Raw genomic sequence first — 24,114 nt, forward strand, 5'->3', positions numbered from 1 at the left:
CGGCTCATTCGCCACCTTGACCGGACGTCCCGCGATCCGCTCGTGGAGGGCGCAATGTGCGGGTGGGGACATGTAGACACGCGATCTCCACAGGAGCAGACTTGACGGTACGGGGGAGACCCTGGAGGTGCGTCATGGATGGACGCGAAAACATCATCGTATGTGGAATCGACGGCTCGGAAGCCGGCCAGCGGGCGCTGGAGTGGGCCATGGACGAGGCAACCCGCCGCAACTGCAAGCTGCGTGTGGTCAGTGTGTGGGCGTGGGACGGTTTGGAGGCCATTGGAGCGGCCAGCAGCCCGGCGGCCGCGCAAAGCCACGCGAAGGAGATTCAGGACGACGTCATCGCTCGGGTGCTCGCGGACACGGACAACCCCCCGGAGGTGGAGCGGGTCCTGGTGCGCGGCGTTCCCAGCGAGGGCTTGTGCACGTCGGCCCTGGACGCGGAACTGTTGGTGCTCGGCAGCCATGGACACGGCGCCGTGCACGACACGCTCGTCGGATCCACGAGCATGCGAGCGATTCACCACGCCACCTGCCCGGTCGTGATCCTGCCCGACCCGCGCCACGCGGAGCGGGCTCTCAAGCACGCCAAGAGCAAGCGTCGAGCGTCCGAACCGCCCTACGTGGCCCCGATGTTCTGAGAAAGCTCCCGCATAACAACTGGATCCGTCAACGGGCTTCGACTTCGGTTGCCCACGCAGCGATCTCCGAGCGCCGGCCCACGCCGAGCTTGGCCCGGATGTGCTCCAGGTGCGATCCGGCCGTGCGGGTGGTGATCCGCAGCTCTTCGGCGATTTCCCGGTTCGTGAGGCCGCGAGCCACCAGGCGGGCCACATCGAACTCGCGCTGTGTCAACGGCGACCAGGGCTGGACCACGTCGTGTCGGTCGAGTCGAGAGCCGATCTCGTCCGCCGCGTCGACCAGCGGCGTCGACGAAACGGCAGAGGCGACGCGGCGTACCTCCTCCACGAGAGCACTCGCCTCGGTACGCCGGTTCGACGCGATGGCGCACCGTGCCAGGTCGAGCGCGCACCACTGCGCCTCCCACCATCGGGTGCGCCTGATCCAGGCTTCGTGTGCGGCGGTGAGCCGGTCCCGCGCCTTACCGGTCCGACCGGCGGCCAGCTGCACGAGGCCCTCGGCGTGGTCGATCGCAGGCAGGGTGCCCGGGACCCCGCGTACGAGCAGGTCGGCGCTGACCTTGTCGACCCACTCCTGGGCGCCGGTGACGTCCCGCAAGGCCAAGCGGGCCCGCGTCCCCGTGACCAGGAACGGGTAGAGGTTCGCGGCCTCGACGAACTGGTGCGACGCGTCGTACCCCGCGTCGGTCAGTGTCGCCGCAGTGGCGAAGTCGCCACCCAGGACGGCGCATTCGGCCAATCCCCACAGTGCGGGGGCGAATCGTTGCAGCTCGCGCATCTCCTCTCCTGCGGCGCGCGCCTCGTCGAGGGCGTTGCCGGCGGCTTCGAAGTGCCCACGGCCGAACGCCACGAATCCCGCCACGTGCAGCGCGATGATGCGCGTGGTGACGCCACCCTCATTCTCCGAGAGCAGCTGCTGGGCGGTCCGATACGCCTCGTCCCAGCGACCCTGGCACCACCGGACGTGGGCCTGGTGGCTCAACATGTACTGGCAGTGGTTCCACTGCTCGGTCCGGGCCGCGTACTCGGTCCCCTCGGCCAGCCACTCGTCCGCCCGCTGGTACTCGACGAGCGTCGAGGCCGAAGACCCGATCATCCGGTAGCCGCGGGCCGTCTCAGCCTCCAGGCCGAGCTCCCTGGCCCGTCGGGTGGTCTTCTCCAGCAGCTGCCAGCCCTCGTCCATCCGGCCCCCGAAAACCAGGGCCGTGCCCAACGAGATCGTCGTGTTCAGGCGGGTCTCCTCGTCCTGCGTCGCGGCTGCGGCGAGCGCCTGGTCCGTCGCCCGGGTCGCCTGATCGAGGTCGTCGGCCACGAGGTAGGCGCCGGCCTTTCCTGCCAGCAGGGCCGCTCGCACGCGCTGCTGCTCCTCGCCCTCGAACGGCTCGATCTCCTGGATTCCGTCGTTCAGCAGGGCAATACGCTTCTCCAGCGGGTCGCCCAACAGGTGCCGCACGGCGGCCAGTCCGGGCAGCAGCCCGGCCGCGGCGACCGGGTCACCATCCTTGACGAGGAGCGACCGGGCCAGCTCGAAGTCCGCGGCCGCCTGCCCGTTGTTGTCTGTGGCGGCAGCCTCGACCGCCCGTCGGGTGAGCAGGTCCACCCGACGCTGGTCGTCGCCCGCTTGTAGGCAGCGCACAGCGCGGTCCAGCAGGTCGAGCGCCTCCCGGTGGGCCGAGAGCGAGCTCGCCCGTGCGGCCGCGTCTGAGGCCGCCATGGATGCCTCCGCACGCTGCCCGGCCGCCTCGTGGTGCGCCGACCGGTACGCATCGCCGCCGAGCTCGGGCCGGTGCCGGGCCACCTCGGCGATCCGGGCATGCATGGCACGGCGCCCGGCCGTGGGTGCGATGGCCGCGATGGCGTCGCGGATCAGGGCATGGCGGAAGCTGAACCAGCCCAGCGACTCCTCGTGGACGAACTGCCGGTCCACCAGCTCATCGAGGCTTTCAGCGGCCTCGTCGATCGGGCAGCCGGCCGCTGCCGCGAGGAGGTCGAGGTCGAAGGTGCGGCCCACCACTGCCGAGGCGACGGCACTCTCGCGGGCTGCGACCGACAGGGCGCTGTACCGCTGCCGAACCGCCTGCGCGAACGTCTCGGGGACGTACGACGTCGATGCTGTCAGGCGTTCCTGCGCTGCGGCCTTGACCAGCTCCTCCACGAGCAGTGGCACGCCGCCCGACCGCTCGTGCACCAACGCGACCAGGCTTTGCGACGTGCGGCGTCCCTGCAGAAGCTCGTGCACCAGCCGGGAGGTGTCCTCCAGACCCAGGGGAGACAGGCGAACCTCCTCGGCGAGGCGCTGGATCAGCAGCCTGGCCCGCCACGACCTCGCAGGGGCGCCCTGGTGAAGCTCGTCGGTGCGCAGGGTTCCCACCACCAGGAGTGGGAGGGAGCTGAGCCGGCGCGACAAGTGCGCGATGATCTCCAGGCTCAGCTCGTCACACCAGTGCAGGTCCTCCAAGGCAAGGAGCGCCGGACCGTCCTCGCTGAGTGCGGCCAGCCGTTCAACTGCGTCCAGCACGAACAACCGGCGACGTCGGTGTGCGTCGCCGGACCCGGGCACGAAGGTCACATCGGCCAGATCCACCACCAGGTCCTTGCCGCGGTCGGCAACGGCGGGCCGATCCGACCGGGACATGGCGTGGCCGAGATCCAGCAGCAGGCCCGCCGAAAGCTCCACATCCTGGGGGAAGGCGCCGGCGCTCCACAAGACAATGCCCTCGGCGCGAGCCGTCTCCTGGATCGCCTGCAGCAGCCTGGTTTTGCCGATCCCAGCCTCCCCGGTCAGCAGGAGTAGGCCGCCGGCGCCGGAGCGCGAGGCAGCCAGGCGTTGTTCGGCGAAGAGCAGCAGGTCGTCACGGCCGTGCATCGCGTTGGTGTTGATGCACTCCGTGGCCACGACTGCCTGCCTCACCGACACCGGCGCCTGAATGCCGTCCGCCTTGTCGGGCATATGACCGATGACCGTTGCTCGAGGCCCTTGGAGGCTGAAGCCCCACGAACCAACGGCATCACTAGGAGCCCCTTCCATGGCAACGTACCGCGATACCTCTCCGAGGAGCTCGGATGCGGCCGACCAACCCGTCCGGCGGCAGCGACGCACGAGCGGGGGGACGCGCCGCACCCAGCACGATGTGGTGGTGGTCGGCGCCCGTTGCGCAGGCGCTGCGACCGCGATGCTGTTGGCCCGGGCCGGTCACGACGTCGTGATGGTCGACCGGTCGCACCCCTCGCGCGACACGGTCTCGACCCACTCGATCGTCCGTGGTGGCGTGGTCCAGCTCGACCGCTGGGACGTGCTCGACGACGTGGTCGCGACCGGCGCTCCCGAGATCCGCTCCGTGTCGTTCCACTACGACGGCGACGTCATCCGCCGAGCGGTCAAGGATCGGGCCGGCGTCGACTTCCTGCTGGCGCCTCGGCGATACGTCCTCGACGACCTGCTCGCCCGCCGCGCCGTGGCGTCCGGCGCCGAGCTTCTCACCGACACCACCGTGACCGGGGTCCTCAGGGACGATCCCGACGGTCGGGTCACCGGGGTCACCGCACGCGGCGCGGACGGGACCATGCGGGAGCTGCGGGCCCGCCTGGTCATCGGGGCTGACGGCATCCGTTCGGCCACGGCGCGGCACGTCGGTGCCGAGGTCGTACGGGAGTACGACGTCACCGGCTCGTGCCTGTACATCTACGTCGGTGGCGTGCCCTGGGACGGCTTCGAGCTGTACATCAGCGATCGCGCGTTCGCCGGCGTCTTCCCGACCCATCACGGCGAGGCGAATGTCTGGCTCATCCGGCCGGTCGACGACTTCGAACCGGTGTTCCGGGCCGGCGAGCGACGGAGCGAGGCCTGGCTCGCCGCCTTGGACGAAGCCGTGCCGAGCCTGGCCCGCCGGATCCGGGGTGGCGAGATCACCGCCCCGCTCCGCGGCTATGCCGGACTCCCCAACCACATCCGACGTCCGGCTGGTCCGGGCTGGGCGCTGGTCGGTGACGCGGGCTACCACCGCGACCCGATCACCGGTCACGGGATCACCGACGCCTTCCGCGACGCCGAGCTGCTCGCCGACGCCGCAGACGCCTTCCTCCGCCACACCATGACCGAGAGTGCGGCGATGGCGGTCTACGAGAGGGAAAGAGACTCCTCGATCCAGCAGGTCTTCGCGCTGACCCGTGCCCTGGGTGCGTTCCCATCGAAAGCGGAGTTCCTGGAGCTCCAGACCCGCCTCAGCAGCGCCCTTGACGTCGAGGCGCAGGCGCTCGCCGAGCGTCCGTCACTCTTCGGCACCGACCCGGACCTGAACGTCGGTGTCGCCTGATCGCAACACCCAACCCACAACACACAAGGAGAAAGTCATGACCATGACAACGGAGCGCCGCTTCAACGGCGTCGACACGGCCACCCTGTTCGCGACGATCAGGGCGGTCACCGAGCAGCCGGAGCTGGCGAGGTTCCAGTTCCGCACCGTGAACGAATGGGTCAGCGGCAACCACAGCGAGGGCCGCTTCCCCGGGTTCTACGGCGCGGGCCAGGAGCACACTCACGCCTCTGAGACCGTCATCCAGGCCGACCACCCGGCCGTCCTGGTCGGCGACGACAACGGGCCCACCCCCGCCGAGCTGCTCCTCAACGCACTGGGCTCGTGCCTGATGGCCGGGCTCGGCAACATCGCGGCCGCACGTGGCATCGAGCTGCGCGGAGTGCGCTGCGACGTCGAGGGCGACATCGACCTGCGCGGCCTCCTCGGCATCGACGAAGGTGTTCGCAACGGCTTCAACGACATCCGGGTGGTGTTCTCGGTAGACGGCGACGCCGAGAAGGAGAAGCTCGCGGCTCTGGTCGCGCAATCCCGGAGCCGTTCGGCGGTCTTCGACGTGCTCACCCACGGCACGTCGGTCACGGTCGAGGTAGACCCGGGGGGCTCGTGATGTACCTCGATCCGTTCGGAAACTTCTTTCCCGACCAGCATGAGCTCAACCGGCGCGCGGCCGAACGCCATGCCGACCTCACCGCGATCCGTGAGGGAAGGGCGGTCCACCGCCGACAGCTCCCACGGATCCGGGAGAACGTGTCGTCGCTCATGTCGCGGATGGCACGGCGGCCCAGGGAGGTCGTCGAAGGATGACCGGCTTGGGTGTGCTCGGTCTCGGCGACTCCGCATCTCGAACCCGCACCGTCACGCGTCGCGACATCGAGTTGTTCACCGAGATCACTGGTGACCACAATCCGATCCACTTCGACGAGTCCCTGGCTCGAAACAGTCGCTTCGGGGGGATTGTCGTTCAGGGGGGCGTCACCTCGGGGCTGCTCAACGCGCTTGTTGCCGAGCAGCTTCCGGGCCCCGGAAGCGTGTTCCTCGAAGTGGCGTGGAGGTTCCTTGCCCCGGTCCGCCCCGGCGACGAGATCACTGCCCGGGCGACCGTCACGGCGGTTCGAGACGACAAGCCCGTCACGACCCTCGCGACCTCGATCACCAACCAGGACGGCACCACCGTGTTGGACGGAACCGCTGTGGTATGGCGTGACCCTGCTGTCGCTGCAGCCTGCGACCCGGACGGCGTCCTCAGCTGAGCTCAGCAAGCCTGGCCAGCCCAGGTGGCGTATAGGTCTGCATGCGAGACAGCGCGTCGTCCAGCTCTGCGGACCCGGGGTGCTCGGGTGGGATGCGCGCCGGGTTGAGAGCGACCCCGTCTGCCCAGGCCTTGATGTCGGGTTCGGACCCGAACGACATTGCGGCCCGGGTGCCAAGGACGTTCATCCTCGCCCACTCGGCCATCGAGTTGGGGTAGCAGGACGGCGGGCACAACCGGTTCTTCTCGTCGTCGTCCTCGCGAGTCGCCTCGACGTAGCCGACCAGTGCCGCCCCGAAGCACGGGAACCCGGCCCTGATCGGCTGCAGGGTGATCGCCTCCGGCCGCCAGACGGGCACCAGCGGCGGGTACTTCAAGCCGTCCGCCGCACAGTGCACGACGGCCGCGTCGTCGGCGATCGCGACCGACCCCTCTGCGAAGGTGAGCTTCCCTCTGCCCACCTGCTCGATGTGCCCCAGTCGGACCACATTCTCGATGCTGCGCAGCTGTTCGAGTTCCCATGCAGCCAGGGTGGGCGTCTTGGCCATCGTCGGTGCGACCGCACGATCGATGCGCAGCATGATGCCCGCGTCCTCCAGGCGGAGGAAAAGGTCCTCCACCGATGACGCTGCAGCAGCCGCCTGCATCGTGTCGGCGGCCATGCCGAGAAAGACTGCCGGGTCCGGCTGCACCACCGCCCGGTTGAGCATCCACGGGTCGCGGGGCCGCACCCAGCAGATCGAGACGGGGTCCAGGCCGTGCGACAGCAGCCAGACACAGGCGTCGGTCGCCGTCTTGCCCGATCCCACGATCACGTACTGGCTCGGGGGCTCACGAAGTCGCGCGAGGTCGTTGACCGGAATCACCCTGGCGTCCTCCGCGACTGCGAACGGCGGCGGCGTCTCCGCCGGGATGTCGGGGGCGAGGTAGTGGGCGTCGACGATCCGGCACCCCTCCCGCACTTCGAGCCGCTCTCCGGAGATGCGCGAGACGATCGTGCGGTCCCCGACGTACTCGCAGCCGGCGAAGAACTCGACCTGGCCAGACTCCAGCATCCGGTCGGCCATCATGTGACCGTAGTAGGCGCAGATCTCGTGCTGGGTCGCCCGCTCCTGAAGTCCCGCCTCAGGTCCGCGCTGCTGCACGCGGCCGCCGCCGAGCAGCGTCGACGCGACACCGTAGAAGGCAGAGGCCTGGTGCAGGCGGACAAAGGGATATGCCTCGAGCCAGTGCCCGCCGACACCGTGGCGACGGTCGACCAGGGCCACGTGAACGTCGGCGTGGTCGATCAGCGCATCCGCGAATGCCATGCCGGTCGCACCGGCCCCCACCACGAGATAGTCGGCTTGGACAGTACGCGTCACTGGTCGAGCGAAGCACGACGGCGGGGCCGGGTCAACGAGTCGCAGAGGTGCAGGCCTGCTATGGCAGCGTGAGGATTTCCGCACCAGCGGTGGTGACGAGCAGCGTGTGCTCGTACTGGGCGGTTCGCGAGCCGTCTTGCGTGGTGGCGGTCCAGCCGTCGTCCCACAGGTCCCACTCGATCGTGCCGAGCGTGAGCATCGGTTCGATCGTGAAGGTCATGCCCGTCTCGATGACGGTGTCGGCATCGGGGTCATCGACGTGCGGGATCACGAGTCCGTCGTGGAACGCCGGGCCGACGCCGTGGCCTGTGAAGTCGCGCACGACGCCATAACCGAATCGTCGTGCGTACGACTCGATGACCCGGCCGATGACGTTGATCTGGCGTCCGGGCCTGACCGCGCGAATCGCGCGCATCATCGCTTCGCGCGTCCGCTCGACGAGCAGGAGCGACTCCTCGTCGACGTCACCCACCAGGTACATTCTGCTCGTGTCGCCGTGCACGCCGTCGACGTAGGCGGTGATGTCGATGTTGACGATGTCGCCGTCCTCGAGCGGACGGTCGTCCGGGATGCCATGGCAGATGACCTCGTTGACGCTGCTGCACAACGACTTGGGGTAGCCGCGATAGCCGAGCGTCGACGGATACGCGTCGTGCGCGACGAGGAACTCGTGCCCGACCCGGTCGAGCTCGTCGGTGGTGACACCGGGGGCGATGGCCGCTTCGACGGCGTCGAGCGCCTGGGCGGCGATACGGCCGGCAACCCGCATGGCGGCGATGGTCTCGTCGGAGCGCACCATCGGTCCGCGGTACGGCAGGGGAGCGGGCTGGCCGACGTACTCGGGCTCGTCGATGTGGTCGGGAACGGTGCGATGGGGCGTGTCAGGGGTCAGGACGGACATCCGCCGATCTTATCGAGACGCACCCCATCGGTCCCTGGGGCAGGATGAGGGCATGAGCGAAGGAAAGTTCTACTTCTGCACCAAGCACCATGCGGTCGAAGGCCCCGACGGCTGCCATCCATCGGATCGGCTCGGGCCGTACCCGACCGAGGCCGACGCGGAGCGCGCCCTCGAGAAGGTCAAGGAGCGCAACGAGGAGTGGGACAACGATCCCAACTGGAACGACGACGGACCGGGGTCCGGCCCCCGCATGCGGTGAACCTGAAGCTCGAACGGTCGGGTCCGTGGATCGGGGTCACCGGCCTCTTCGTGATGCTGTGGTTGGTGATCTCGACCGTGCTCTACGCGCCGTGGTGGGGCGTGCTGCTCCACCTGGCCGTGCTCGCCGCGTTCGTGCCGCTCCTCATGTCGTGGGCTCGAACGAAGCCGGCCTGGTGCACCTGGATTCCGGGGCTCGCCTTCGTCGCCTGGGTCGCGGTCAACTCTCTCGGTGTCGCCGTGTTCGACTGGCGGGCATAAGGATTCAGCTGTCGAAGCCGTGTTCCGGGCCCGGGAAGGTGCCGTTGGCGACCTCGTCGGCATACGTGCGGGCGGCGTCGAGCATGATGCCGTGCAGGTCGGCGTAGCGCTTGACGAATCGCGGCGCCTTGCCGGTGCGAAGGCCCATCATGTCCTGCCAGACGAGCACCTGGGCGTCGCAGTCGGGTCCGGCGCCGATGCCGATGGTGGGGATGTTCAGCGTCTTCGTCACCTCGGCCGCGGCCGGTGACGGCACCATCTCCATGACCACGGAGAACGCTCCCGCCTCCTCGAGAGCGAGGGCCTCGTCGACGAGCTTCTGGGCGGCCTCACCGCGGCCCTGCACCCGGTAGCCGCCGAGGTTGTGCTCGGACTGAGGGGTGAACCCGATGTGGGCCATGACCGGCACGCCGGCATCGGTCAGGAGCTTGACCTGCGGCACCATCGCGAGTCCGCCCTCGAGCTTGACCGCGTGAGCGTTGGCCTCCTTCATGAACCGCACCGAGGTGTCGAACGCCTGTTGCGGCGATCTCTGGTAGGAGCCGAACGGCAGGTCGGCCACGACGAGTGCACGGTGCGCCGACCGGGTGACGGCGCGGACGAGTGGGATGAGCTCGTCGACCGTGACGGGCAGCGACGTCTCGTTGCCGTAGACGTTGTTGGACGCCGAGTCGCCGACCAAGATCACCGGGATGCCGGCCTCGTCGAATACCTGGGCCGCGTACTGGTCGTAGGCGGTGATCATCGGCCACTTCTCGCCGTCACGCTTCCACTGCTGAAGGTGGTGCGTTCGCACCTTCTTGACATCGGGTGAGGTGGTGGGGCCGGAGCCGTACGGTGCGGCTTCTTCGGGCGTGCTCATGTGCTTCTCCAATCTCGCAGCCCCGTTCGGGGTCCACGGACACATCCAGCCTGACAGACATCTGGTCGGTTGCGCTGTGAGGCTGGTTACAGGTTCTCGCGCCAGAGGTTGGTGATGGGCACGCGGCGGTCGCGGCCGAAGTTGCGCCGGGAGATCTTGGGTCCGGGCGGGTACTGCCGCCGCTTGTACTCGGCCCTGTCGACCAGCGTGATGACCCGCTCGACCAGGTCTGCGTCGAAGCCCTCGGCGATGACGTCGGCGGACCCGAGGTCCCGATTCACATAGGCGTCGAGCACGGCGTCGAGGAGCTCGTACGGGGGGAGCGAGTCGGTGTCGAGCTGACCCGGCCGCAGCTCGGCGGACGGCGGCTTGGTGATGGTGTCCTCGGGGATGGGCGGCGTCTCGCCCTGTTGCTCGGCCCAGGCATTGCGCCAGCGCGCGAGCTCCCACACCAACGTCTTGGGGACGTCCTTGATCGGGGCGTAGGCGCCGACCGCGTCGCCGTAGATCGTGGAGTACCCGGTGGCCAGCTCGGACTTGTTGCCACACGCCAGGACGAGGTGGCCGTGCTGGTTCGAGAGCCCCATCCAGATGACGGCGCGGACGCGGGCCTGCAGGTTCTCCTCGGCGAGTCCGTCGAGCTCCAGCGCCTTCTGATACTCGTCGAAGATCGGTGCGATCGGGATCGTGTCGAGCTTCAGGCCGGTGCTACGCGCGAGCTCGGCGGCATCGGACCGGGAGTGCTCGCTCGACCACTCGCTCGGGTTGGAGACCCCGAACACTCGCTCGGGTCCGAGGGCGTCGACGGCGATCGCGCCGACCAACGTGGAGTCGATGCCGCCGGAGAGTCCCATCAGGACGGTCGAGAACCCGTTCTTCTCGACGTAGTCGCGCAGTCCGACGACGATCGCCTGGTAGCGCTCGCCGAGGTCGTCCCAGCGTTCGGCTATGGCCACCGGTTCGAGTGGCGTGTTCGGGTCGAACGGTTCGGCCGAGATCACGGTTCGCTCGACCCGCAGCCCCTGGAAGCGCGTGTCCGGTTCGGGCATCGGTGCGGTTGCGGCCGGAAGCTCGAGGTCGACGACGAGCAGCTCGGGCTCGAACTGGGCGGCGCGGGCCACGAGCTCACCCGCGGAGTCGACGACCAGCGAGTCGCCGTCGAAGACGAGCTCGTCCTGCCCGCCCACGAGGTTGACGTATGCCAGTGCGCACGCGCCGTCGCGGGCTCGTCTGGCGCAAAGGTCGAGTCGCACGTCGTCCTTCGCCGATTCGTAGGGCGATCCGTTGAGCACCACGAGCAGGCCGGCCTCGGCAGCCTCGGCGGCGGCCGACGGTCCGTCCTGCCAGATGTCCTCGCAGATCGCGATCGCGACGTCGATGCCGCCGATCTGGACCACCTGGGTCTCGTTACCGGGCACGAAGTGGCGGAACTCGTCGAAGACGCCGTAGTTGGGCAGGTGGTGCTTGTCGTAGCGCGTGACCACATGGCCGGCGGTGATGACGGATGCCGAGTTGGTGGGCGCGTTCTTGGGTGTGCCGAGCTTGTCGGGGATGCTCTTGGCCCGATCGAGGTGTCCTACGACGACGACCAGGTCGCCGAGTCCTTCGGCGTCCAGGCGCCTGGCGAGGTCTGACACCGTGCGCTGCGACGCCGCGATGAACGACGCCCGGTAGGCCATGTCCTCGATCGGGTAGCCGGTGAGCACCATCTCCGGTGCCACGACCAGGTGAGCGCCGCGGGCCGCCGCGTCACGGCACGAGGCGAGGACGAGATCGGCATTGCCGTCGAGGTCGCCCACACGGGCGTTCACCTGGGCGAGGGCAAGGCGCAACTGGGGCACGTTTCCAGCGTATCCGGGTAACACGCACGTAACGTTCGCCGTGCGAGACTGACGCCATGGGTAAGCAGGAAGACTTCGTCCTTCGTGCGCTCGAGGAGCGCGACGTGCGCTTCGTCCGGTTGTGGTTCACCGACGTGCTCGGCTCGCTGAAGTCGGTGGCCATCGCGCCGGCCGAGTTGGAGGGCGCGTTCAGCGAGGGCATCGGCTTCGACGGATCGTCCATCGAGGGTTTCGCGCGCGTCCACGAGTCCGACATGCTCGCCAAGCCCGATCCGTCGACCTTCCAGATCCTGCCGTGGCGCGGCGAGACGCCGTCCACGGCTCGCATGTTTTGCGACATCCTCATGCCCGACGGCACACCCTCGTTCGCCGATCCCCGGTACGTGCTCAAGCGGTCGCTGCAGCGGGCCGCCGACGCAGGCTTCGCCTTCTACACGCATCCAGAGATCGAGTTCTACGTCTTCAAGGGCAAGCCCGACGCCGGCGGTCGTCCGGTCCCGGTCGACGACAGCGGTTACTTCGACCACACCGCGCAGGGCGGCGGCCAGGACTTCCGTCGCGAGGTCATCACGATGCTCGAGAACATGGGCATCTCGGTGGAGTTCAGCCACCACGAGGCGGGGCCCGGCCAGCAGGAGATCGACCTCCGCTACGCCGACGCGCTGTCGACGGCCGACAACATCATGACGTTCCGCACCGTGGTGCGAGAGGTCGCGCTCAGCCAGGACAAGTGGGCGTCCTTCATGCCGAAGGCGTTCACCGACCACCCCGGTTCAGGCATGCACACGCACGTCTCCCTGTTCGAGGGCGACGAGAATGCGTTCTACGAGGCCGGCGCCGAGTACCAGCTGTCGCAGACCGGGCGTGCGTTCATCGCCGGCATCCTGCACCACACGCCGGAGATCACGGCGATCACCAACCAGTGGGTCAACTCCTACAAACGGCTGGCCGGCGGCGGAGAGGCCCCCAACTACGTGTGCTGGGGGCACAACAACCGCTCCGCCCTCATCCGGGTGCCGATGTACAAGCCGAAGAAGAGTGCGTCCGCGCGGATCGAGCACCGCGGCATCGACTCCGGGGCCAATCCCTACCTTGCCTACGCGCTCGTGCTGGCAGCCGGGCTCAAAGGTGTCGCCGAGAAGTACGATCTCCCTCCCGAGGCCGAGGACAACGTGTGGTCGCTCAGCGAGAACGAGCGGCGGGCCATGGGTCTTGCGCCGCTGCCGCGCAACCTCGACGAGGCCATCCGCACGATGGAGGACAGCGACCTCGTCGCCGAGACCCTCGGTGAGCACGTCTTCGAGTTCTTCCTCCGCAACAAGCGGGCCGAGTGGAACGGCTACCGCTCTCAGGTCACGCAGTTCGAGATCGATCGCCTGATGCCGGTGCTCTGACGCACCACTAGCCTGCAGGGGTGGCTTCCGAGACGCTCGACCTGGCCCTCGCGAGGCGGGGTTTCCGCAATGGCGAGAGCGCTGCCGCCGACCTGCAGCGCCTCCCGGGAATCTCCGACGAGATCGTCGAGCAGATCGCCGGAGTGGCCGGTCCCGACACCGCCCTCTCCTCGCTGGCCGCCATTGCCGAGTCGTGGGACGCGAAGAAGCTGCTCAAGGCGGTCGACAAAGACGACGACCTGCGTCAACGCCTGTTCGTCGTGCTGGGGACCAGCGAGGCGCTCGGCGCGTTTGTCGCCCGCCATCCCGAGGTCGTCGACGATCTTGCGGGCGACACGCTCTCGCGGTCACCGGTTCCGCTCGACGAGATGCGCAAGACCATGGAGACGGCGAGCACGGCGGACGAGCTGCGCGTTACCTATCGCCGGATGCTGCTGGGGGTCGCTGCTCGCGACCTCACCGCACTGACCTCGTTCGAGCAGTCGTCGGCGGAGCTGGCCGACCTCGCCGTCGCGACGCTCGGGGCAGCCCTGCGCATCGCCCAGGCGGACGAGCCCAACGCCGACACCTGCCGGCTGGCGATCATCGCGATGGGCAAGACCGGCGGGCGCGAGCTCAACTACCTGAGCGACGTCGACGTCATCTTCGTCCATGAGCCGGTCGAGGGCGCCGACGAGCAGACGGCGGTGGACGCGGCGACCCGGCTGGCGGCGGCGACCATGCGGCTGTGCAGCGCGCACACGGCCGAGGGCGTGATCTGGGAGGTCGATGCGAACCTGCGTCCGGAGGGGCGCGACGGCCCGCTCGTGCGTTCGGTGTCGAGCCACGTGGCGTATTACGACCGCTGGGCATCGACGTGGGAGTTCCAGGCGCTGCTCAAGGCGCGATTCGCCGCCGGCGACCAACAGCTCGCCGAGGCCTATCTCGAAGCCGTCTCGCCGATGGTGTGGTCGGTCAGTACGCGCGACAACTTCGTGCCCGACGTGCGGTCGATGCGGCGACGCGTCATCGAGAACATCCCGTCCCGGCGCCGCGACCGCGAGCTCAAGCTCGGCGCCGGGGGCCTCCGTGACGTCGAGTTCGCGGTGCAGCTGCTTCAGCTCGTGCATGGTCGCGGTGACGAGACCCTGCGCAGCCCGACCACCTTGGCGGCGCTTCAGGCCCTGATCGACGGCGGCTACGTCGGACGTCGCGACGGCGCCGCGATGGAGGACGCGTACGAGTTCCTGCGGACCATCGAGCACCGTATCCAGCTCCATCGCCTTCGCCGCACGCACATGGTCCCGGAGGATCCTGAGGACCTACGACGGATCGGCCGCAGCATGGGCTTTCGCCACAATCCGGCCGAGAGCCTGGAGAAGGAGTGGCAGGCGCAGAAGCGGGTCGTGCGGCGTCTGCACGAGAAGCTCTTCTACCAACCGTTGCTGGAGGCCGTGGCGTCGATACCCACCGATCGCCTGCGACTGACGTCCGAGGCGGCCGAGCAGCGGCTCAACGCCCTCGGGTTCGCCGACCCGCGCAGTGCGCTCGCGAACATCCAGGCACTCACGTCGGGAGTCTCGCGTCGTGCGTCGATCCAGCGGTCGCTGCTGCCGGCGATGCTCGAGTGGTTCGCGCAGTCTCCCGATCCGGATGCGGGCCTGCTCGCGTTCCGCAAGATCTCCGAGGGGCTCGGTGACACGCACTGGTACCTGCGCAAGCTCCGTGACGAGGGGGAGGGCGCCGAGCAGCTGTCCCAGATCGTGGGGTCGAGCCGGTACGTCACCGACCTCATCCTGCGGGCTCCGGACTCGGTGGCGCTGCTGGGTGACGACGCCGAGCTCGTGCCTCGTGACGCTGCGCGGCTGGACTCGGAGATGGAGCTCGCCGCCCGCCGTCACCGCAAACCCCTGGATGCCATCCGGGCGGTGCGCCGCGTTCGTCGGCGGGAGCTCTCTCGGGTGGGGATCGCCGATGTGCTCCGGCGGATCGACATCGTCGATGTGGGCGCGGCCCTGTCCGACATCACCACGGCCACCCTGTCCAGTGCACTCGTGGCCTCGACAGCTGCGGTCGAAGCCGAGCGCGGCGAGCTCCAGACGAGAATGGCGATCGTGCTGATGGGTCGGGTCGGCGGTCGCGAGTCCGGGTACGGCTCCGACGCCGACGTGATGTTCGTGCACGAGCCGGTCGATGGCGCGAACGAGGACGACGCGGCCAAGGCCGCCACCGCTGTGGCCACCGGGTTGAGAAACATGCTCTCGGCGCCGTCGGACGATCCGCCGCTGGAGGTCGACGCGGACCTGCGGCCGGACGGTCGCAACGGACCGCTCGTGCGATCCTTCGGCGCCTACCGCTCCTATTACGAGAAGTACTCGGCTGTCTGGGAGGCGCAGGCGTTGCTGCGCGCCCGCCCCGTCGTGGGCGATTCCGACCTGTGTGCCCGATTCACCGAGCTGATCGACCCGCTGCGCTGGCCCGAGGGCGGCATCAGCGAGGACGAGATCCGCGAGATCCGTCGCATCAAGGCCCGAGTCGACGCCGAACGACTGCCGCGGAACGCGAATCCGAACACGCACCTGAAGCTCGGGCGTGGGGGCTTGGCCGACGTCGAGTGGACTGTGCAGCTGCTCCAGATGCGCCACGCCCACGAGGTGGCCGGTCTCCGCACGACTCGCACGCTGGAGGCCCTTCGCGGTGCCGCCGACGCGGACCTCCTGACGGCCGACGACGCCGCGCTGCTCGAGTCGGCCTGGAGGATGGTGAGCCGCATCCGCAACGCGATCGTGCTCATGCGGGGCAAGCCGGCCGAGTCGATGGTCGAGCAGGCCTCCGAACGGGCCGGGGTGGCCCACCTGCTCGGGTACGGCATCGACCAGAGCGAGCGCATGGTCGACGAGTACCTGCGCACCACCCGGCACGCGCGACGCGTGGTCGAGCGGGTCTTCTGGGCGTGACCGCCTGAGCGAGCTCCGCGAGCGAACGGTGGGCCGGGTCGAGTGGGTGCGCCGAAGGCGCCCGGCGTACCGAGACCTCGTGAGCAGACAAGCTTGCGCAGGGAGTGGTTTCGATACGGCGTCGTTCCTCGGCCTACTCAACCACCGGTTTGCCTACCCGGTGGCGCGGAGGAGGTGTTCGCGCTCGGTGGCGTTGAGGCCGCCCCAGACGCCGTAGGGCTCGCGCACGTCGAGCGCATGGCGGAGGCACTCAGACACGACAGGACAGATCCCGCAGAGCGACTTGGCCGCGGCCTCGCGTTCTCGACGTCGGGGGCCACGCTCGGCCTCGGGGGAGAAGAACGTCTCCGGGTCGGTATCGCGGCAGGCGCTGAGGTACTGCCACTCGTACGACTCCTGAATTGGTATCGGGAGACGGGATATGGCCGCCATCAGCGGGTCACCCGGCTTCGGCCGGCCGCTGCATCTGCAGCTGGACGACGTCGAGGTACCCGGTGTCGAAACCGGCCTCGCAGTAGGCGAGGTAGAACTCCCACATGCGACGGAACGTCTCGTCGAAGCCCTGGGCGTTGACCCTCGTCCAGTTCTCGTCGAAACGGTCGCGCCACAGGCGCAACGTGCGGGCGTAGTGACGTCCGAGCGGGCGCCGATCGGTGACGGCGAGCGTGGTGTGACGCGCCAGCGTGCGGTCGATCGCCTCGGGCGACGGGAGCAGGCCGCCCGGGAAGATGTACTTCTGGATCCAGCCGTAAGAGTTGCGGGTGGCGCGGTAGCGGTGGTCGGCCATGGTGATGGCCTGGATGGAGACCTTGCCGCCGGGCGCGAGGTGCTGGTCGATGGTGTTGAAGTAGACCGGCCAGTACTCCTCGCCGACCGCCTCGATCATCTCGACGCTGACGATGGCGTCGTACGTGCCCTTGATCTCGCGGTAGTCGACCAGGTGAAGGTCGATTCGGGACTCCACCTCGGGGCCTGCTGCCGCGAACCGCTCCCGAGCGAGTGCGGCCTGCTCCTGGGAGATGGTGATGGTCGTGACGTGGGCGCCACGTTGTGCGGCCCGGACCGCGAGCGCACCCCAGCCGCTGCCGATCTCGAGCATCCGGGTGCCTTCGCCGACTCCCGCCTGGTCGAGGATGCCGTCCATCTTGCGTTCCTGTGCGGCCTGCAGTGACTCGGTCTCCGACCCGAACCATGCCGACGAGTACGTCATCGACGGGTCGAGGAACTCGGCGAAGAGGTCGTTGGAGAGGTCGTAGTGGCGCTCGATGTTGGAGCGCGAGCCCTCGATCGAGTTGCGCTCGTGGTGGGGGAGGCGGTCGTCGACGAGCCCGCGGAGCTTCTGCAACGGCTTGGGCACGAGGTTGGCCAGCCGGTCGGCGAACGGGGTGAGCAGGTGTGCGAGGTCGGTGCCCGGCCCGGTGGTCCAGTCGCCGGCCATGTAGGCCTCGCCGAAACCGATCTTGGTGTCCTGGCCGATCCGCGCGAAGAACGCCTGCGGACGCTTGATCGCCATCTCGGGGGCGTGCGGGCCGCCAGCGCCCCAGACGGTGCCGTTCGGGAACGTGAGCCGGACCGGAACCTGCTGCGCGGCCGGCTTCAGGATCATCTTGGCCACCCGAGCCTTCAGCGGAGTGCGAGGCGTGTGGGCGACACCGGGCCATCGGGCTTGAACGGCTTCGCTCATCGGACTTCCTCCTGAGTTCGGTGTGCCGGGCGGGGGACGACCGGCAGGCGGCGCAGCCAGAGCCACACACCATGGATTCGGATCAGAAGGCTGGTTCGATGGGTCATGAACGGCATCGTCACGAGAAGTCGGGCCAGACGGGCCGGCGTCGCCGGCTTCGGCTCGCCCCGGAACGTCGCGCTGAAGACGGCTTCGCCCTCCTGCTTGAGCACGACCGTCGACGACACGACATCGGGTGTGAGCCGGAACTGCAGGTCATATCGCCCGTCGACCGTGAAGAACGGCGACACGTAGAAGGCCTTGTCCACCTGGTCACGGCCGTCGTCGTCGGTCCGCAGCAGATAGGCGTGACGCTCCCCGTACGTGTTGTGCACCTCCGCGACGATGCAGGACAGGGAGCCGTTGGGTGCGATCGCCCAGAAGACGCTCAGCGGGTCGAACGTGTACCCGAGCACGCGCGCGTTGGCCAGCATCAGGAGGCGGTGGTCGGTGACGTCGACGCCCTCGGAAGCGCAGAAGCGCTCGATGTTGGTGCGGAGGTTCAACGCAGGATCGCCGATGTGGTCGCCGGCGCTGAACGTGGAGAACGGCCGCAGCCAGCGGGGGAGTCGCGGCAGCTGGTCGAGGTCGACGAGCCACTGGTAGACGCGATAGCGGAACCGGTGTGTCAGCGGCGTGCGGCGCGCGTGACTCACCCGGCCCGTGACCAGGGCCGGAAGCGTCGGCAGGCTCGGGGAGGTCACCAGTCGACTCCCAGAGCCGATGCGGCCTCCACGCCGGAACGGCAGCCGTCCTCGTGGAATCCCCATCCGTGGTACGAGCCGGCGAACGCGGTGCGCCCGGTCGAGAGCGACGGTAGCTCACGCTGGGCGGCCACAGAGTCCGCGGTGTAGGTCGGATGCGAGTACTGCATGGCGGCGACGACGGTGTCGGGATCGACGCGGTCGGCGGAGTTCAGCGTCACGACGAACGGCGGGTCGCTCTCGATGCCCTGCAGGCGATTCATCCAGTAGGTGACGGCCGTGTGGTCGAGACGGGTGTTGCAGTCGTCCATCCGGTAGTTCCAGGAGGACCGGGCCGGCTCGGCGTCCGGCAGCAGGGTGCGGTCGCGGTGCAGCACCGTCTCGTTGCGGGAGTACTCGAACGCTCCGAGGATCCGCCGCTCGTCGTCCGTGGGGTCGGTGAGCAGGGCGAGCGCGTCGTCGGCGTGCGTGGCGATGACCACGGCGTCGGCCCGGTGCACGGTGCCATGGGCGTCGAGGAGCTCCACGCCGTCGGGCTTGCGGGAGACGGCGCGGATGGGGGTCGAGGAACGGACGTCACCAATCGCCTCGGTGACCTTCTGCACGTAGGCCAGTGATCCGCCGCGCACCGTGAACCATTGCGGTGAGCCCTTGATGGACAGGAATCCGTGGTGCTTGAGGAAAGTGAAGAGGTAGCGCGCGGGATAGGCGAGCGCCGTCTCGTGCCCGGACGACCACACGCAGGAGACGACCGGGATGGCGTAGTGGGCGACGAAGTGGTCGGAGAAGCCGTGCACACGCAGGAAGTCGCCGTAGGTCTGCGGCTCGTCGGCCGATTCGTCTCGGTCGAGGAGTGCGAGCGCGAGCCGCTGGTACCTCTTGATCGACATCAGCATGCGCAGGAAGCGAGGGTCCGCGACGCGGCGCCGCTGGGCGAAGATGCCGGTAGCCCCGCGACCCCCGGCGTACTCGAGGCCGCACCCGTCGCAGTGGATGCTCATACTCATCTCGGTGGGATGGACGTCGACGTCGAGCTCGGCGAACAGGCGCCGCAGCAGGGGATACGTCTGGTCGTTGTGCACGATGAAGCCGGTGTCGACCGCGTGCCCGTCGACCTGGTGGGTGTGGGCATGGCCGCCGAACCGGTCGTCCGCCTCGAAGAGCGTGACGTCTCGCGATCGACCCAGGACATAGGCGGCCGAGAGGCCGGAGACGCCCGACCCGACCACGGCGACAGACGAGCTCATGTGGGTAATTCGCGCTCAGCCGTCGCCGGGATGGGTCGCTGTGCCGGTCGATCTTGGGGTGTGATGTGTGTCGTCGTCGTTCGCCTTGCGGCTGGCCTCGGCGATCTCGAAGATCTCCGTGCCGAACGCTCCGAGCTCGGTCGTGATGCGCCGGGCCGCATCGAAGAAGATCGCCGTGACGTGGCCCGCCGTCGCGAACGCGGCTTCAGCTCCCTGCTGTACGACGTCCTTGGCGATCTCGCGGCGGGTCAGGGCCATGGACGTCGCTCCTCGGTCACAGGCTGATCTGATCAGTCTGGGGCTGGGTTACGCCGCCATTCTTGCAGTCTCATCGGCCTCAGCACGGCGGGCGGCCTCTTCCTCGCGCTTGGCGCGGCGCAGGGCCTTCGACTCCGGGCTGTTGCCGATGAGGTACGGGTCGCTGGGCTTGCGTCCGAAGACGGCGAGCTGACGGGCGACGCTGAATATCTGACGTCCCAGTCGGCCGGTGTTGTACTGCAGCCCGTTCTTCTCGATGAGGGCCCGGACCTCCGGGGCGATCACGGGGTAGCGGCGGGCCGGGATGTCGGGGAACAGGTGGTGCTCGATCTGGTGGCTCAGGTTGCCGGTCATGACGTGGAACAGGCGGGACCCGGAGATGTTGGCCGAGCCGAGCAGCTGGCGCACGTACCACTGGCCGCGCGACTCACCGAGCGCGTCCTTCTCCTCGAACGTCTGCACCTCGGCGGGGAAGTGGCCGCAGAAGATGACGATGAACGTCCAGATGTTGCGGATGATGTTCGCCACGAGGTTGGCACCGAGCACGGCGAGCGGCGCCCACCAGCCGACGAACGGCACGAGCGGCAGCGCGAGCAGCGGGTAGGCCACGTAGTCCTTGGTGACCTGGCGGCGGATCTTCTTGAACGCCCGCGACCGGCGAGCCCGGAACTCTTCCTTCGACATGCGACCGGAGAGGTACTCGTCGAGCTCGACGCCGTGGTACATCACGCCCCACTCGAAGATGAGCATCAGGACGAACGCCATCGGCAGGTTGAAGCGGTGGGTGGCGTACCAGGGCTGGCCGGTGTCGATGCGCAGCAGGTTGTAGCCGATGTCGCGGTCCATGCCGTGGATGTTCGTATACGTGTGGTGGATGAAGTTGTGGCCCTCCTTCCAGTCCTGGGAGGGGGCTACGATGTCCCATTCGTAGCTCTTGCCGTTGATCACCGGGTCGTTCATCCAGTCGTATTGGCCATGCATGATGTTGTGGCCGATCTCCATGTTCTCGATGATCTTGGCCAGGGCGAGCAGCACGAGGCCGGCGAAGAACGCGGGCAGGTAGAACGGCATGAACAGGCCGACGCGTCCGAGCACCTCGAACGCACGCTGCACCCGGATGACGCGGCGAATGTAGTCGGCGTCCTTCTGGCCCAGGTCGTCGAGCACGCGCTGGCGGATGCCGTCGAGATCGCGGCCGAACTTGTCGAGGTCCTCGCGCGTCATGTACTCGAGGCCGATGTTCGACGTGTGGTCGGGATCGTCCGACGTGAGCGGCTTCGGCGCCTCGTTGTGGTTGCTGGCGCTCAGCGGCTCGATCGGAGCGTACGTGCGCTTGCGTGACATGCGTATCTCTCCTGTGGTGGCTAGAGGGCGACGCTGACGTCCCCGACGGGGACGTGAACGCAGATCTTGAGGGTCTGGTCGGTGTCGGCCTGGACCTCGCTGGTGACGACGTGGCGGGCCGCACCATGGAGCTTCTTGATGGCGCAGGTGTTGCAGACGCCCATGCGGCAGCCGAAGGCGGGCTCGAGTCCGGCGGCCTCCGCCTGCTCGAGGATCGTGGCTCCGGAGTTGTCGGCCGTCCGGCCGCTGGCGTCGAAGGTCAGCGTGCCGGTGGCGTCGGCCGCATTGAAGTCGACCGTCGGCACCTTGAAGTACTCCGCGCGCAGTTGGTCGCCGGCGCCGAGGTCGTCGTAGGTGTCGCGGACGGACGCGATGAGTCCGGCCGGGCCGCACACGTAGGTGAGCGTGTCGGACGCGTCGACGCCGAGGTGCTTGAGGTGGTCCACGTGGAAGCGGCCGGCGAGGGCGGCGTCCTTCTCGGGCTCACGAGTGTAGATGCGGACGACGCGGGCGCCGGGCAGGTCGTCGGCGAGGCGGTCGAGCTCGTCGGCGAACATCTCGTCGGCGCGCGAGCGGGCGTAGTGGAGGAACGTGATCTCGCCCTGGTGCTTGCGATCACGGAGCGTGCGGATCATCGACATGACCGGGGTGATGCCTGACCCGCCGCTGAGCAGCAGCACCTGGTCGGGCACGACGTCCGGGAGCACGAACTCGCCCTCGGCCTGCGACAGGTGGACGATCGTGCGTGGGGCCAACCCACTGTGCAGGAATTGCGACACGTACCCGTCCGGGTGGGCCTTGACCGAGACGCTGAACGTGCCGTCGCGGTTCGCCTGCGAGCTGGAGACCGAGAACACGCGGACGCGCCGCTTGCCGTCGACCTCGATGCCGAACTGCACGTGCTGGCCGGGCACGAACCCGCGCCAGGCACCGTTCGGGCGCAGAACCACGGTGCTGGCGTCGCCGGTCTCGTGGACGACCTTCACGACGCGGGCGCGCACCTCGTCGACGGTGAGCATCGGGTGGATCTGCTCGAGGAAGTGATCGATGGTGTGAGGCGACGTGAGCGAGCCGATGGTCCGGGAACCCAGGGTGCGGCGGATGATGCCCATGTCGGCCTCCTCTACTGCCCGGTAATTTCAGTGAACGTTTGTACACTCAAATACTGACACGACCGCACGCCTATGTGCAACCGCTAGCCCGCGTGACCCCAGCCACGCGGAACACACATGTTCACCGAAACCCCCACTACACTGGGCCGATGTCCGAAACCGTGCCCTCGCGGCAAGCTCAGAAGGAGCGCACGCGTGAGGCGATCCTCGCCGCTGCGCTCGGGCTGAGCCACGACCACGGGTTCGCGCAGCTGAGCCTGCGCCAGGTCACCCGAGCCGCCGGGGTGGTGCCGACGGCGTTCTACCGGCACTTCGACTCCATGGACGAGGTGGGCCTGGCGCTGGTCGAACAGTCCTTCACCACGCTGCGGGGGATGATCCGCGACGCGCAGCGCAACCCGGACATCGTCGACAACCTCATCGACGCGTCGGCCGACGTCCTCGTCGCAGCCGTCAAGGCGAACCGCGAGCACTTCGCCTTCGTGGCCCGCGAGCGCCTCGGTGGGTCGGCAACGGTCCGCGCCGCGATCCAGCACGAGCTGGAGCTGTTCATCAGCGAGCTCGCCCTGTTTCTGGCCCGCATCCCGCAGCTCGCGCGGTGGAGCGGCGAGGACGTGAAGATGGTCTCCGGTCTCTTTGTGCGCAACATGGTCTATCGGGCCGAGCAGGTCGTCGAAACACCCGTCGGGCGCCCCGACCTCGAGGAAGAGATCAAGCGCAAGGCACGGCGCGAGATGCGTATGGTCGTCCTCGGATTCAAGGCCTGGAGGTCTGATGCCTGATCGTCACGTCATCGTCGGTGCGGGCCCGGTCGGCCGGCACGTCGCGGCGCTCCTGGCCGAGCGAGGCTCTGACGTCGCACTTGTGTCGCGGTCCGGCACCGACACCGGGGTCGCCGGGGTGGAACACGTCGCCGCCGACGCGACCGACGCCGACGGGCTCACCGAGGTGGCCACCGGTGCGGCCGTCCTCTACAACTGCGCGAACCCGCGCGACTACACGAAGTGGATGAAGGAGTGGCCGCCGCTCGCGTCGGCCATGCTCGCCGCCGCTGAGCTGAGCGGCGCCACGTACGTCATCACCGGCAACCTCTACCCCTACGGTCCGCTCGACGAGCCGATGACCGAGTCCCACCCTGATGTCGCGACCGACAAGAAGGCCAGGCTCCGGGCTGACATGTGGGCCGACGCGCTCGCCGCCCACAGGGCCGGGAGGGTTCGGGTCGTGGAGGTGCGTGGCGCCGACTATGTCGGCCCCGGCGTGGGCGAGAACGGCCACGTCACCCGGCACCTCGCGGCGCTGAAGGCCGGAAAGCGAGCTTGGGTGATCGGCTCGGCCGACCAGCCACATTCCTGGACCGACGTCGGCGACATGGCACGTGCGCTGGTGGCGGCCGCCGAGGACGAGTCGGCACACGGACGCATCTGGCACGCACCCACGAATGCCCCGCGCACCCAGCGTCAGGCGCTCAGCGACGTCGCCCGCGCCGGCGGCTTTCCTGAGCCCAAGGTCTCGGCGGCCCCCGGCCCGGCACTGGCGATCGCCGCGCTCGTGGTGCCGCTCGTCCGCGAGGTCCGCGAGATGTCGTACCAGTGGACACGGCCGTACGTCCTCGACGACACCGCATCACGCGCTCACTTCGGCCTCCAGCCCACACCCTGGGACGAGGTCTGCCGCCGCACTGCCGCCGGCTAACGCAA

General features: G+C 68.6%; 23 protein-coding genes. 11 read left to right on the forward strand and 12 right to left on the reverse strand.

What is annotated here, in order from left to right:
* Positions 1 to 134 precede the first annotated feature (134 nt).
* Positions 135 to 644 (forward strand): universal stress protein, encoded by a 510-nt coding sequence (locus ACRDPN_RS08800; RefSeq protein WP_431447065.1) that lies wholly within the window; start codon positions 135 to 137, stop codon positions 642 to 644.
* A gap of 28 nt (positions 645 to 672) precedes the next feature.
* Here the strand turns inward: ACRDPN_RS08800 and ACRDPN_RS08805 are convergent, their stop codons facing one another.
* Positions 673 to 3,594: a helix-turn-helix transcriptional regulator gene (locus tag ACRDPN_RS08805; protein ID WP_431447066.1), complete on the reverse strand. Its 2,922-nt coding sequence runs from the start codon at positions 3,592 to 3,594 to the stop codon at positions 673 to 675.
* A 76-nt stretch (positions 3,595 to 3,670) separates the two neighbouring features.
* Between ACRDPN_RS08805 and ACRDPN_RS08810 the strand changes: the two genes are divergently transcribed.
* From ACRDPN_RS08810 to ACRDPN_RS08825, 4 genes are read left to right on the forward strand one after another with little or no spacing between them, the layout of a single operon-like run.
* Positions 3,671 to 4,957, forward strand: a complete 1,287-nt coding sequence (locus ACRDPN_RS08810) for an NAD(P)/FAD-dependent oxidoreductase (protein WP_431447067.1) — start codon at positions 3,671 to 3,673, stop codon at positions 4,955 to 4,957.
* Positions 4,958 to 4,994: 37 nt separating this feature from the next.
* Positions 4,995 to 5,567 (forward strand): OsmC family protein, encoded by a 573-nt coding sequence (locus ACRDPN_RS08815; RefSeq protein WP_431447068.1) that lies wholly within the window; start codon positions 4,995 to 4,997, stop codon positions 5,565 to 5,567.
* Complete coding sequence (locus ACRDPN_RS08820) at positions 5,567 to 5,764, forward strand: hypothetical protein (RefSeq protein ID WP_431447069.1); 198 nt, start codon at positions 5,567 to 5,569, stop codon at positions 5,762 to 5,764. The genes ACRDPN_RS08815 and ACRDPN_RS08820 overlap by 1 nt, the downstream gene beginning before the upstream one ends.
* 11 nt (positions 5,765 to 5,775) lie before the next feature.
* Positions 5,776 to 6,210, forward strand: a complete 435-nt coding sequence (locus ACRDPN_RS08825) for a MaoC family dehydratase (RefSeq protein WP_431447097.1) — start codon at positions 5,776 to 5,778, stop codon at positions 6,208 to 6,210.
* Here ACRDPN_RS08825 and ACRDPN_RS08830 read toward each other — a convergent pair.
* Together ACRDPN_RS08830 and map are read right to left on the reverse strand one after the other, a co-directional pair.
* Positions 6,203 to 7,573 carry an NAD(P)-binding protein gene (locus tag ACRDPN_RS08830; RefSeq protein ID WP_431447070.1) on the reverse strand — a complete coding sequence of 457 codons (1,371 nt, stop codon included), beginning with the start codon at positions 7,571 to 7,573 and terminating at the stop codon, positions 6,203 to 6,205. The genes ACRDPN_RS08825 and ACRDPN_RS08830 overlap by 8 nt on opposite strands.
* 58 nt (positions 7,574 to 7,631) lie before the next feature.
* Positions 7,632 to 8,474 (reverse strand): type I methionyl aminopeptidase, encoded by an 843-nt coding sequence (gene map, locus ACRDPN_RS08835; RefSeq protein ID WP_431447071.1) that lies wholly within the window; start codon positions 8,472 to 8,474, stop codon positions 7,632 to 7,634.
* A 52-nt stretch (positions 8,475 to 8,526) separates the two neighbouring features.
* Here map and ACRDPN_RS08840 point away from each other — a divergent pair, with 52 nt between their 5' ends.
* Both ACRDPN_RS08840 and ACRDPN_RS08845 read left to right on the forward strand, forming a co-directional pair.
* The gene (locus tag ACRDPN_RS08840) at positions 8,527 to 8,733 is read left to right on the forward strand and encodes a hypothetical protein (protein WP_431447072.1); all 207 of its coding nucleotides are present in this window, start codon (positions 8,527 to 8,529) and stop codon (positions 8,731 to 8,733) included.
* Positions 8,730 to 8,993, forward strand: a complete 264-nt coding sequence (locus ACRDPN_RS08845) for a hypothetical protein (protein WP_431447073.1) — start codon at positions 8,730 to 8,732, stop codon at positions 8,991 to 8,993. The genes ACRDPN_RS08840 and ACRDPN_RS08845 overlap by 4 nt, the downstream gene beginning before the upstream one ends.
* Before the next feature lie 4 nt (positions 8,994 to 8,997).
* On the opposite strand, the gene panB is transcribed toward ACRDPN_RS08845, so the two are convergent.
* Both panB and ACRDPN_RS08855 read right to left on the reverse strand, forming a co-directional pair.
* Positions 8,998 to 9,855, reverse strand: a complete 858-nt coding sequence (gene panB, locus ACRDPN_RS08850) for a 3-methyl-2-oxobutanoate hydroxymethyltransferase (protein ID WP_431447074.1) — start codon at positions 9,853 to 9,855, stop codon at positions 8,998 to 9,000.
* 86 nt (positions 9,856 to 9,941) lie between these two features.
* Positions 9,942 to 11,696 (reverse strand): NAD+ synthase, encoded by a 1,755-nt coding sequence (locus ACRDPN_RS08855; RefSeq protein WP_431447075.1) that lies wholly within the window; start codon positions 11,694 to 11,696, stop codon positions 9,942 to 9,944.
* A 56-nt stretch (positions 11,697 to 11,752) separates the two neighbouring features.
* Between ACRDPN_RS08855 and ACRDPN_RS08860 the strand changes: the two genes are divergently transcribed.
* Complete coding sequence (locus ACRDPN_RS08860; protein WP_431447076.1) at positions 11,753 to 13,090, forward strand: glutamine synthetase family protein; 1,338 nt, start codon at positions 11,753 to 11,755, stop codon at positions 13,088 to 13,090.
* Between the two features lie 20 nt (positions 13,091 to 13,110).
* A complete protein-coding gene (locus ACRDPN_RS08865) occupies positions 13,111 to 16,026 on the forward strand; it encodes a bifunctional [glutamine synthetase] adenylyltransferase/[glutamine synthetase]-adenylyl-L-tyrosine phosphorylase (RefSeq protein ID WP_431447078.1) in 2,916 nt (971 codons plus the stop codon).
* Between the two features lie 153 nt (positions 16,027 to 16,179).
* Here the strand turns inward: ACRDPN_RS08865 and ACRDPN_RS08870 are convergent, their stop codons facing one another.
* The 7 genes from ACRDPN_RS08870 to ACRDPN_RS08900 are packed head-to-tail and all read right to left on the reverse strand — an operon-like array spanning position 16,180 to position 22,414.
* Positions 16,180 to 16,458 (reverse strand): WhiB family transcriptional regulator, encoded by a 279-nt coding sequence (locus ACRDPN_RS08870; protein ID WP_431447079.1) that lies wholly within the window; start codon positions 16,456 to 16,458, stop codon positions 16,180 to 16,182.
* Between the two features lie 7 nt (positions 16,459 to 16,465).
* Positions 16,466 to 17,710, reverse strand: a complete 1,245-nt coding sequence (locus ACRDPN_RS08875) for a class I SAM-dependent methyltransferase (RefSeq protein WP_431447080.1) — start codon at positions 17,708 to 17,710, stop codon at positions 16,466 to 16,468.
* Positions 17,707 to 18,453 carry a DUF1365 domain-containing protein gene (locus tag ACRDPN_RS08880; protein ID WP_431447081.1) on the reverse strand — a complete coding sequence of 249 codons (747 nt, stop codon included), beginning with the start codon at positions 18,451 to 18,453 and terminating at the stop codon, positions 17,707 to 17,709. The genes ACRDPN_RS08875 and ACRDPN_RS08880 overlap by 4 nt, the downstream gene beginning before the upstream one ends.
* Complete coding sequence (locus ACRDPN_RS08885; RefSeq protein WP_431447082.1) at positions 18,450 to 19,700, reverse strand: NAD(P)/FAD-dependent oxidoreductase; 1,251 nt, start codon at positions 19,698 to 19,700, stop codon at positions 18,450 to 18,452. The genes ACRDPN_RS08880 and ACRDPN_RS08885 overlap by 4 nt, the downstream gene beginning before the upstream one ends.
* 15 nt (positions 19,701 to 19,715) lie before the next feature.
* Positions 19,716 to 19,958, reverse strand: coding sequence for a hypothetical protein (locus ACRDPN_RS08890; protein WP_431447083.1), 243 nt, complete (start codon positions 19,956 to 19,958; stop codon positions 19,716 to 19,718).
* Between the two features lie 48 nt (positions 19,959 to 20,006).
* Positions 20,007 to 21,302: a fatty acid desaturase family protein gene (locus tag ACRDPN_RS08895; RefSeq protein WP_431447084.1), complete on the reverse strand. Its 1,296-nt coding sequence runs from the start codon at positions 21,300 to 21,302 to the stop codon at positions 20,007 to 20,009.
* A gap of 20 nt (positions 21,303 to 21,322) precedes the next feature.
* Positions 21,323 to 22,414: a ferredoxin reductase gene (locus tag ACRDPN_RS08900; RefSeq protein WP_431447085.1), complete on the reverse strand. Its 1,092-nt coding sequence runs from the start codon at positions 22,412 to 22,414 to the stop codon at positions 21,323 to 21,325.
* 149 nt (positions 22,415 to 22,563) lie between these two features.
* Between ACRDPN_RS08900 and ACRDPN_RS08905 the strand changes: the two genes are divergently transcribed.
* Both ACRDPN_RS08905 and ACRDPN_RS08910 read left to right on the forward strand, forming a co-directional pair.
* Positions 22,564 to 23,196 (forward strand): TetR family transcriptional regulator, encoded by a 633-nt coding sequence (locus ACRDPN_RS08905; protein ID WP_431447087.1) that lies wholly within the window; start codon positions 22,564 to 22,566, stop codon positions 23,194 to 23,196.
* Positions 23,189 to 24,109 (forward strand): NAD-dependent epimerase/dehydratase family protein, encoded by a 921-nt coding sequence (locus tag ACRDPN_RS08910; protein ID WP_431447088.1) that lies wholly within the window; start codon positions 23,189 to 23,191, stop codon positions 24,107 to 24,109. Before ACRDPN_RS08905 ends, ACRDPN_RS08910 begins: the two co-directional genes overlap by 8 nt.
* Positions 24,110 to 24,114 lie beyond the last annotated feature (5 nt).

Origin of the sequence: Aeromicrobium sp. (assembly GCF_050700635.1) — a bacterium.
Lineage (GTDB): Bacteria > Actinomycetota > Actinomycetes > Propionibacteriales > Nocardioidaceae > Aeromicrobium.

Coding starts and splice junctions, on each gene's coding strand:
- ACRDPN_RS08800 (WP_431447065.1), top strand. CDS start 135: ATGGATGGACGCGAAAACATCATCGTATGTGGAATCGACGGCTCGGAA.
- ACRDPN_RS08805 (WP_431447066.1), bottom strand. CDS start 3,594: ATGCCCGACAAGGCGGACGGCATTCAGGCGCCGGTGTCGGTGAGGCAG.
- ACRDPN_RS08810 (WP_431447067.1), top strand. CDS start 3,671: ATGGCAACGTACCGCGATACCTCTCCGAGGAGCTCGGATGCGGCCGAC.
- ACRDPN_RS08815 (WP_431447068.1), top strand. CDS start 4,995: ATGACCATGACAACGGAGCGCCGCTTCAACGGCGTCGACACGGCCACC.
- ACRDPN_RS08820 (WP_431447069.1), top strand. CDS start 5,567: ATGTACCTCGATCCGTTCGGAAACTTCTTTCCCGACCAGCATGAGCTC.
- map (WP_431447071.1), bottom strand. CDS start 8,474: ATGTCCGTCCTGACCCCTGACACGCCCCATCGCACCGTTCCCGACCAC.
- ACRDPN_RS08840 (WP_431447072.1), top strand. CDS start 8,527: ATGAGCGAAGGAAAGTTCTACTTCTGCACCAAGCACCATGCGGTCGAA.
- panB (WP_431447074.1), bottom strand. CDS start 9,855: ATGAGCACGCCCGAAGAAGCCGCACCGTACGGCTCCGGCCCCACCACC.
- ACRDPN_RS08860 (WP_431447076.1), top strand. CDS start 11,753: ATGGGTAAGCAGGAAGACTTCGTCCTTCGTGCGCTCGAGGAGCGCGAC.
- ACRDPN_RS08870 (WP_431447079.1), bottom strand. CDS start 16,458: ATGGCGGCCATATCCCGTCTCCCGATACCAATTCAGGAGTCGTACGAG.
- ACRDPN_RS08875 (WP_431447080.1), bottom strand. CDS start 17,710: ATGAGCGAAGCCGTTCAAGCCCGATGGCCCGGTGTCGCCCACACGCCT.
- ACRDPN_RS08885 (WP_431447082.1), bottom strand. CDS start 19,700: ATGAGCTCGTCTGTCGCCGTGGTCGGGTCGGGCGTCTCCGGCCTCTCG.
- ACRDPN_RS08890 (WP_431447083.1), bottom strand. CDS start 19,958: ATGGCCCTGACCCGCCGCGAGATCGCCAAGGACGTCGTACAGCAGGGA.
- ACRDPN_RS08895 (WP_431447084.1), bottom strand. CDS start 21,302: ATGTCACGCAAGCGCACGTACGCTCCGATCGAGCCGCTGAGCGCCAGC.
- ACRDPN_RS08900 (WP_431447085.1), bottom strand. CDS start 22,414: ATGGGCATCATCCGCCGCACCCTGGGTTCCCGGACCATCGGCTCGCTC.
- ACRDPN_RS08905 (WP_431447087.1), top strand. CDS start 22,564: ATGTCCGAAACCGTGCCCTCGCGGCAAGCTCAGAAGGAGCGCACGCGT.
- ACRDPN_RS08910 (WP_431447088.1), top strand. CDS start 23,189: ATGCCTGATCGTCACGTCATCGTCGGTGCGGGCCCGGTCGGCCGGCAC.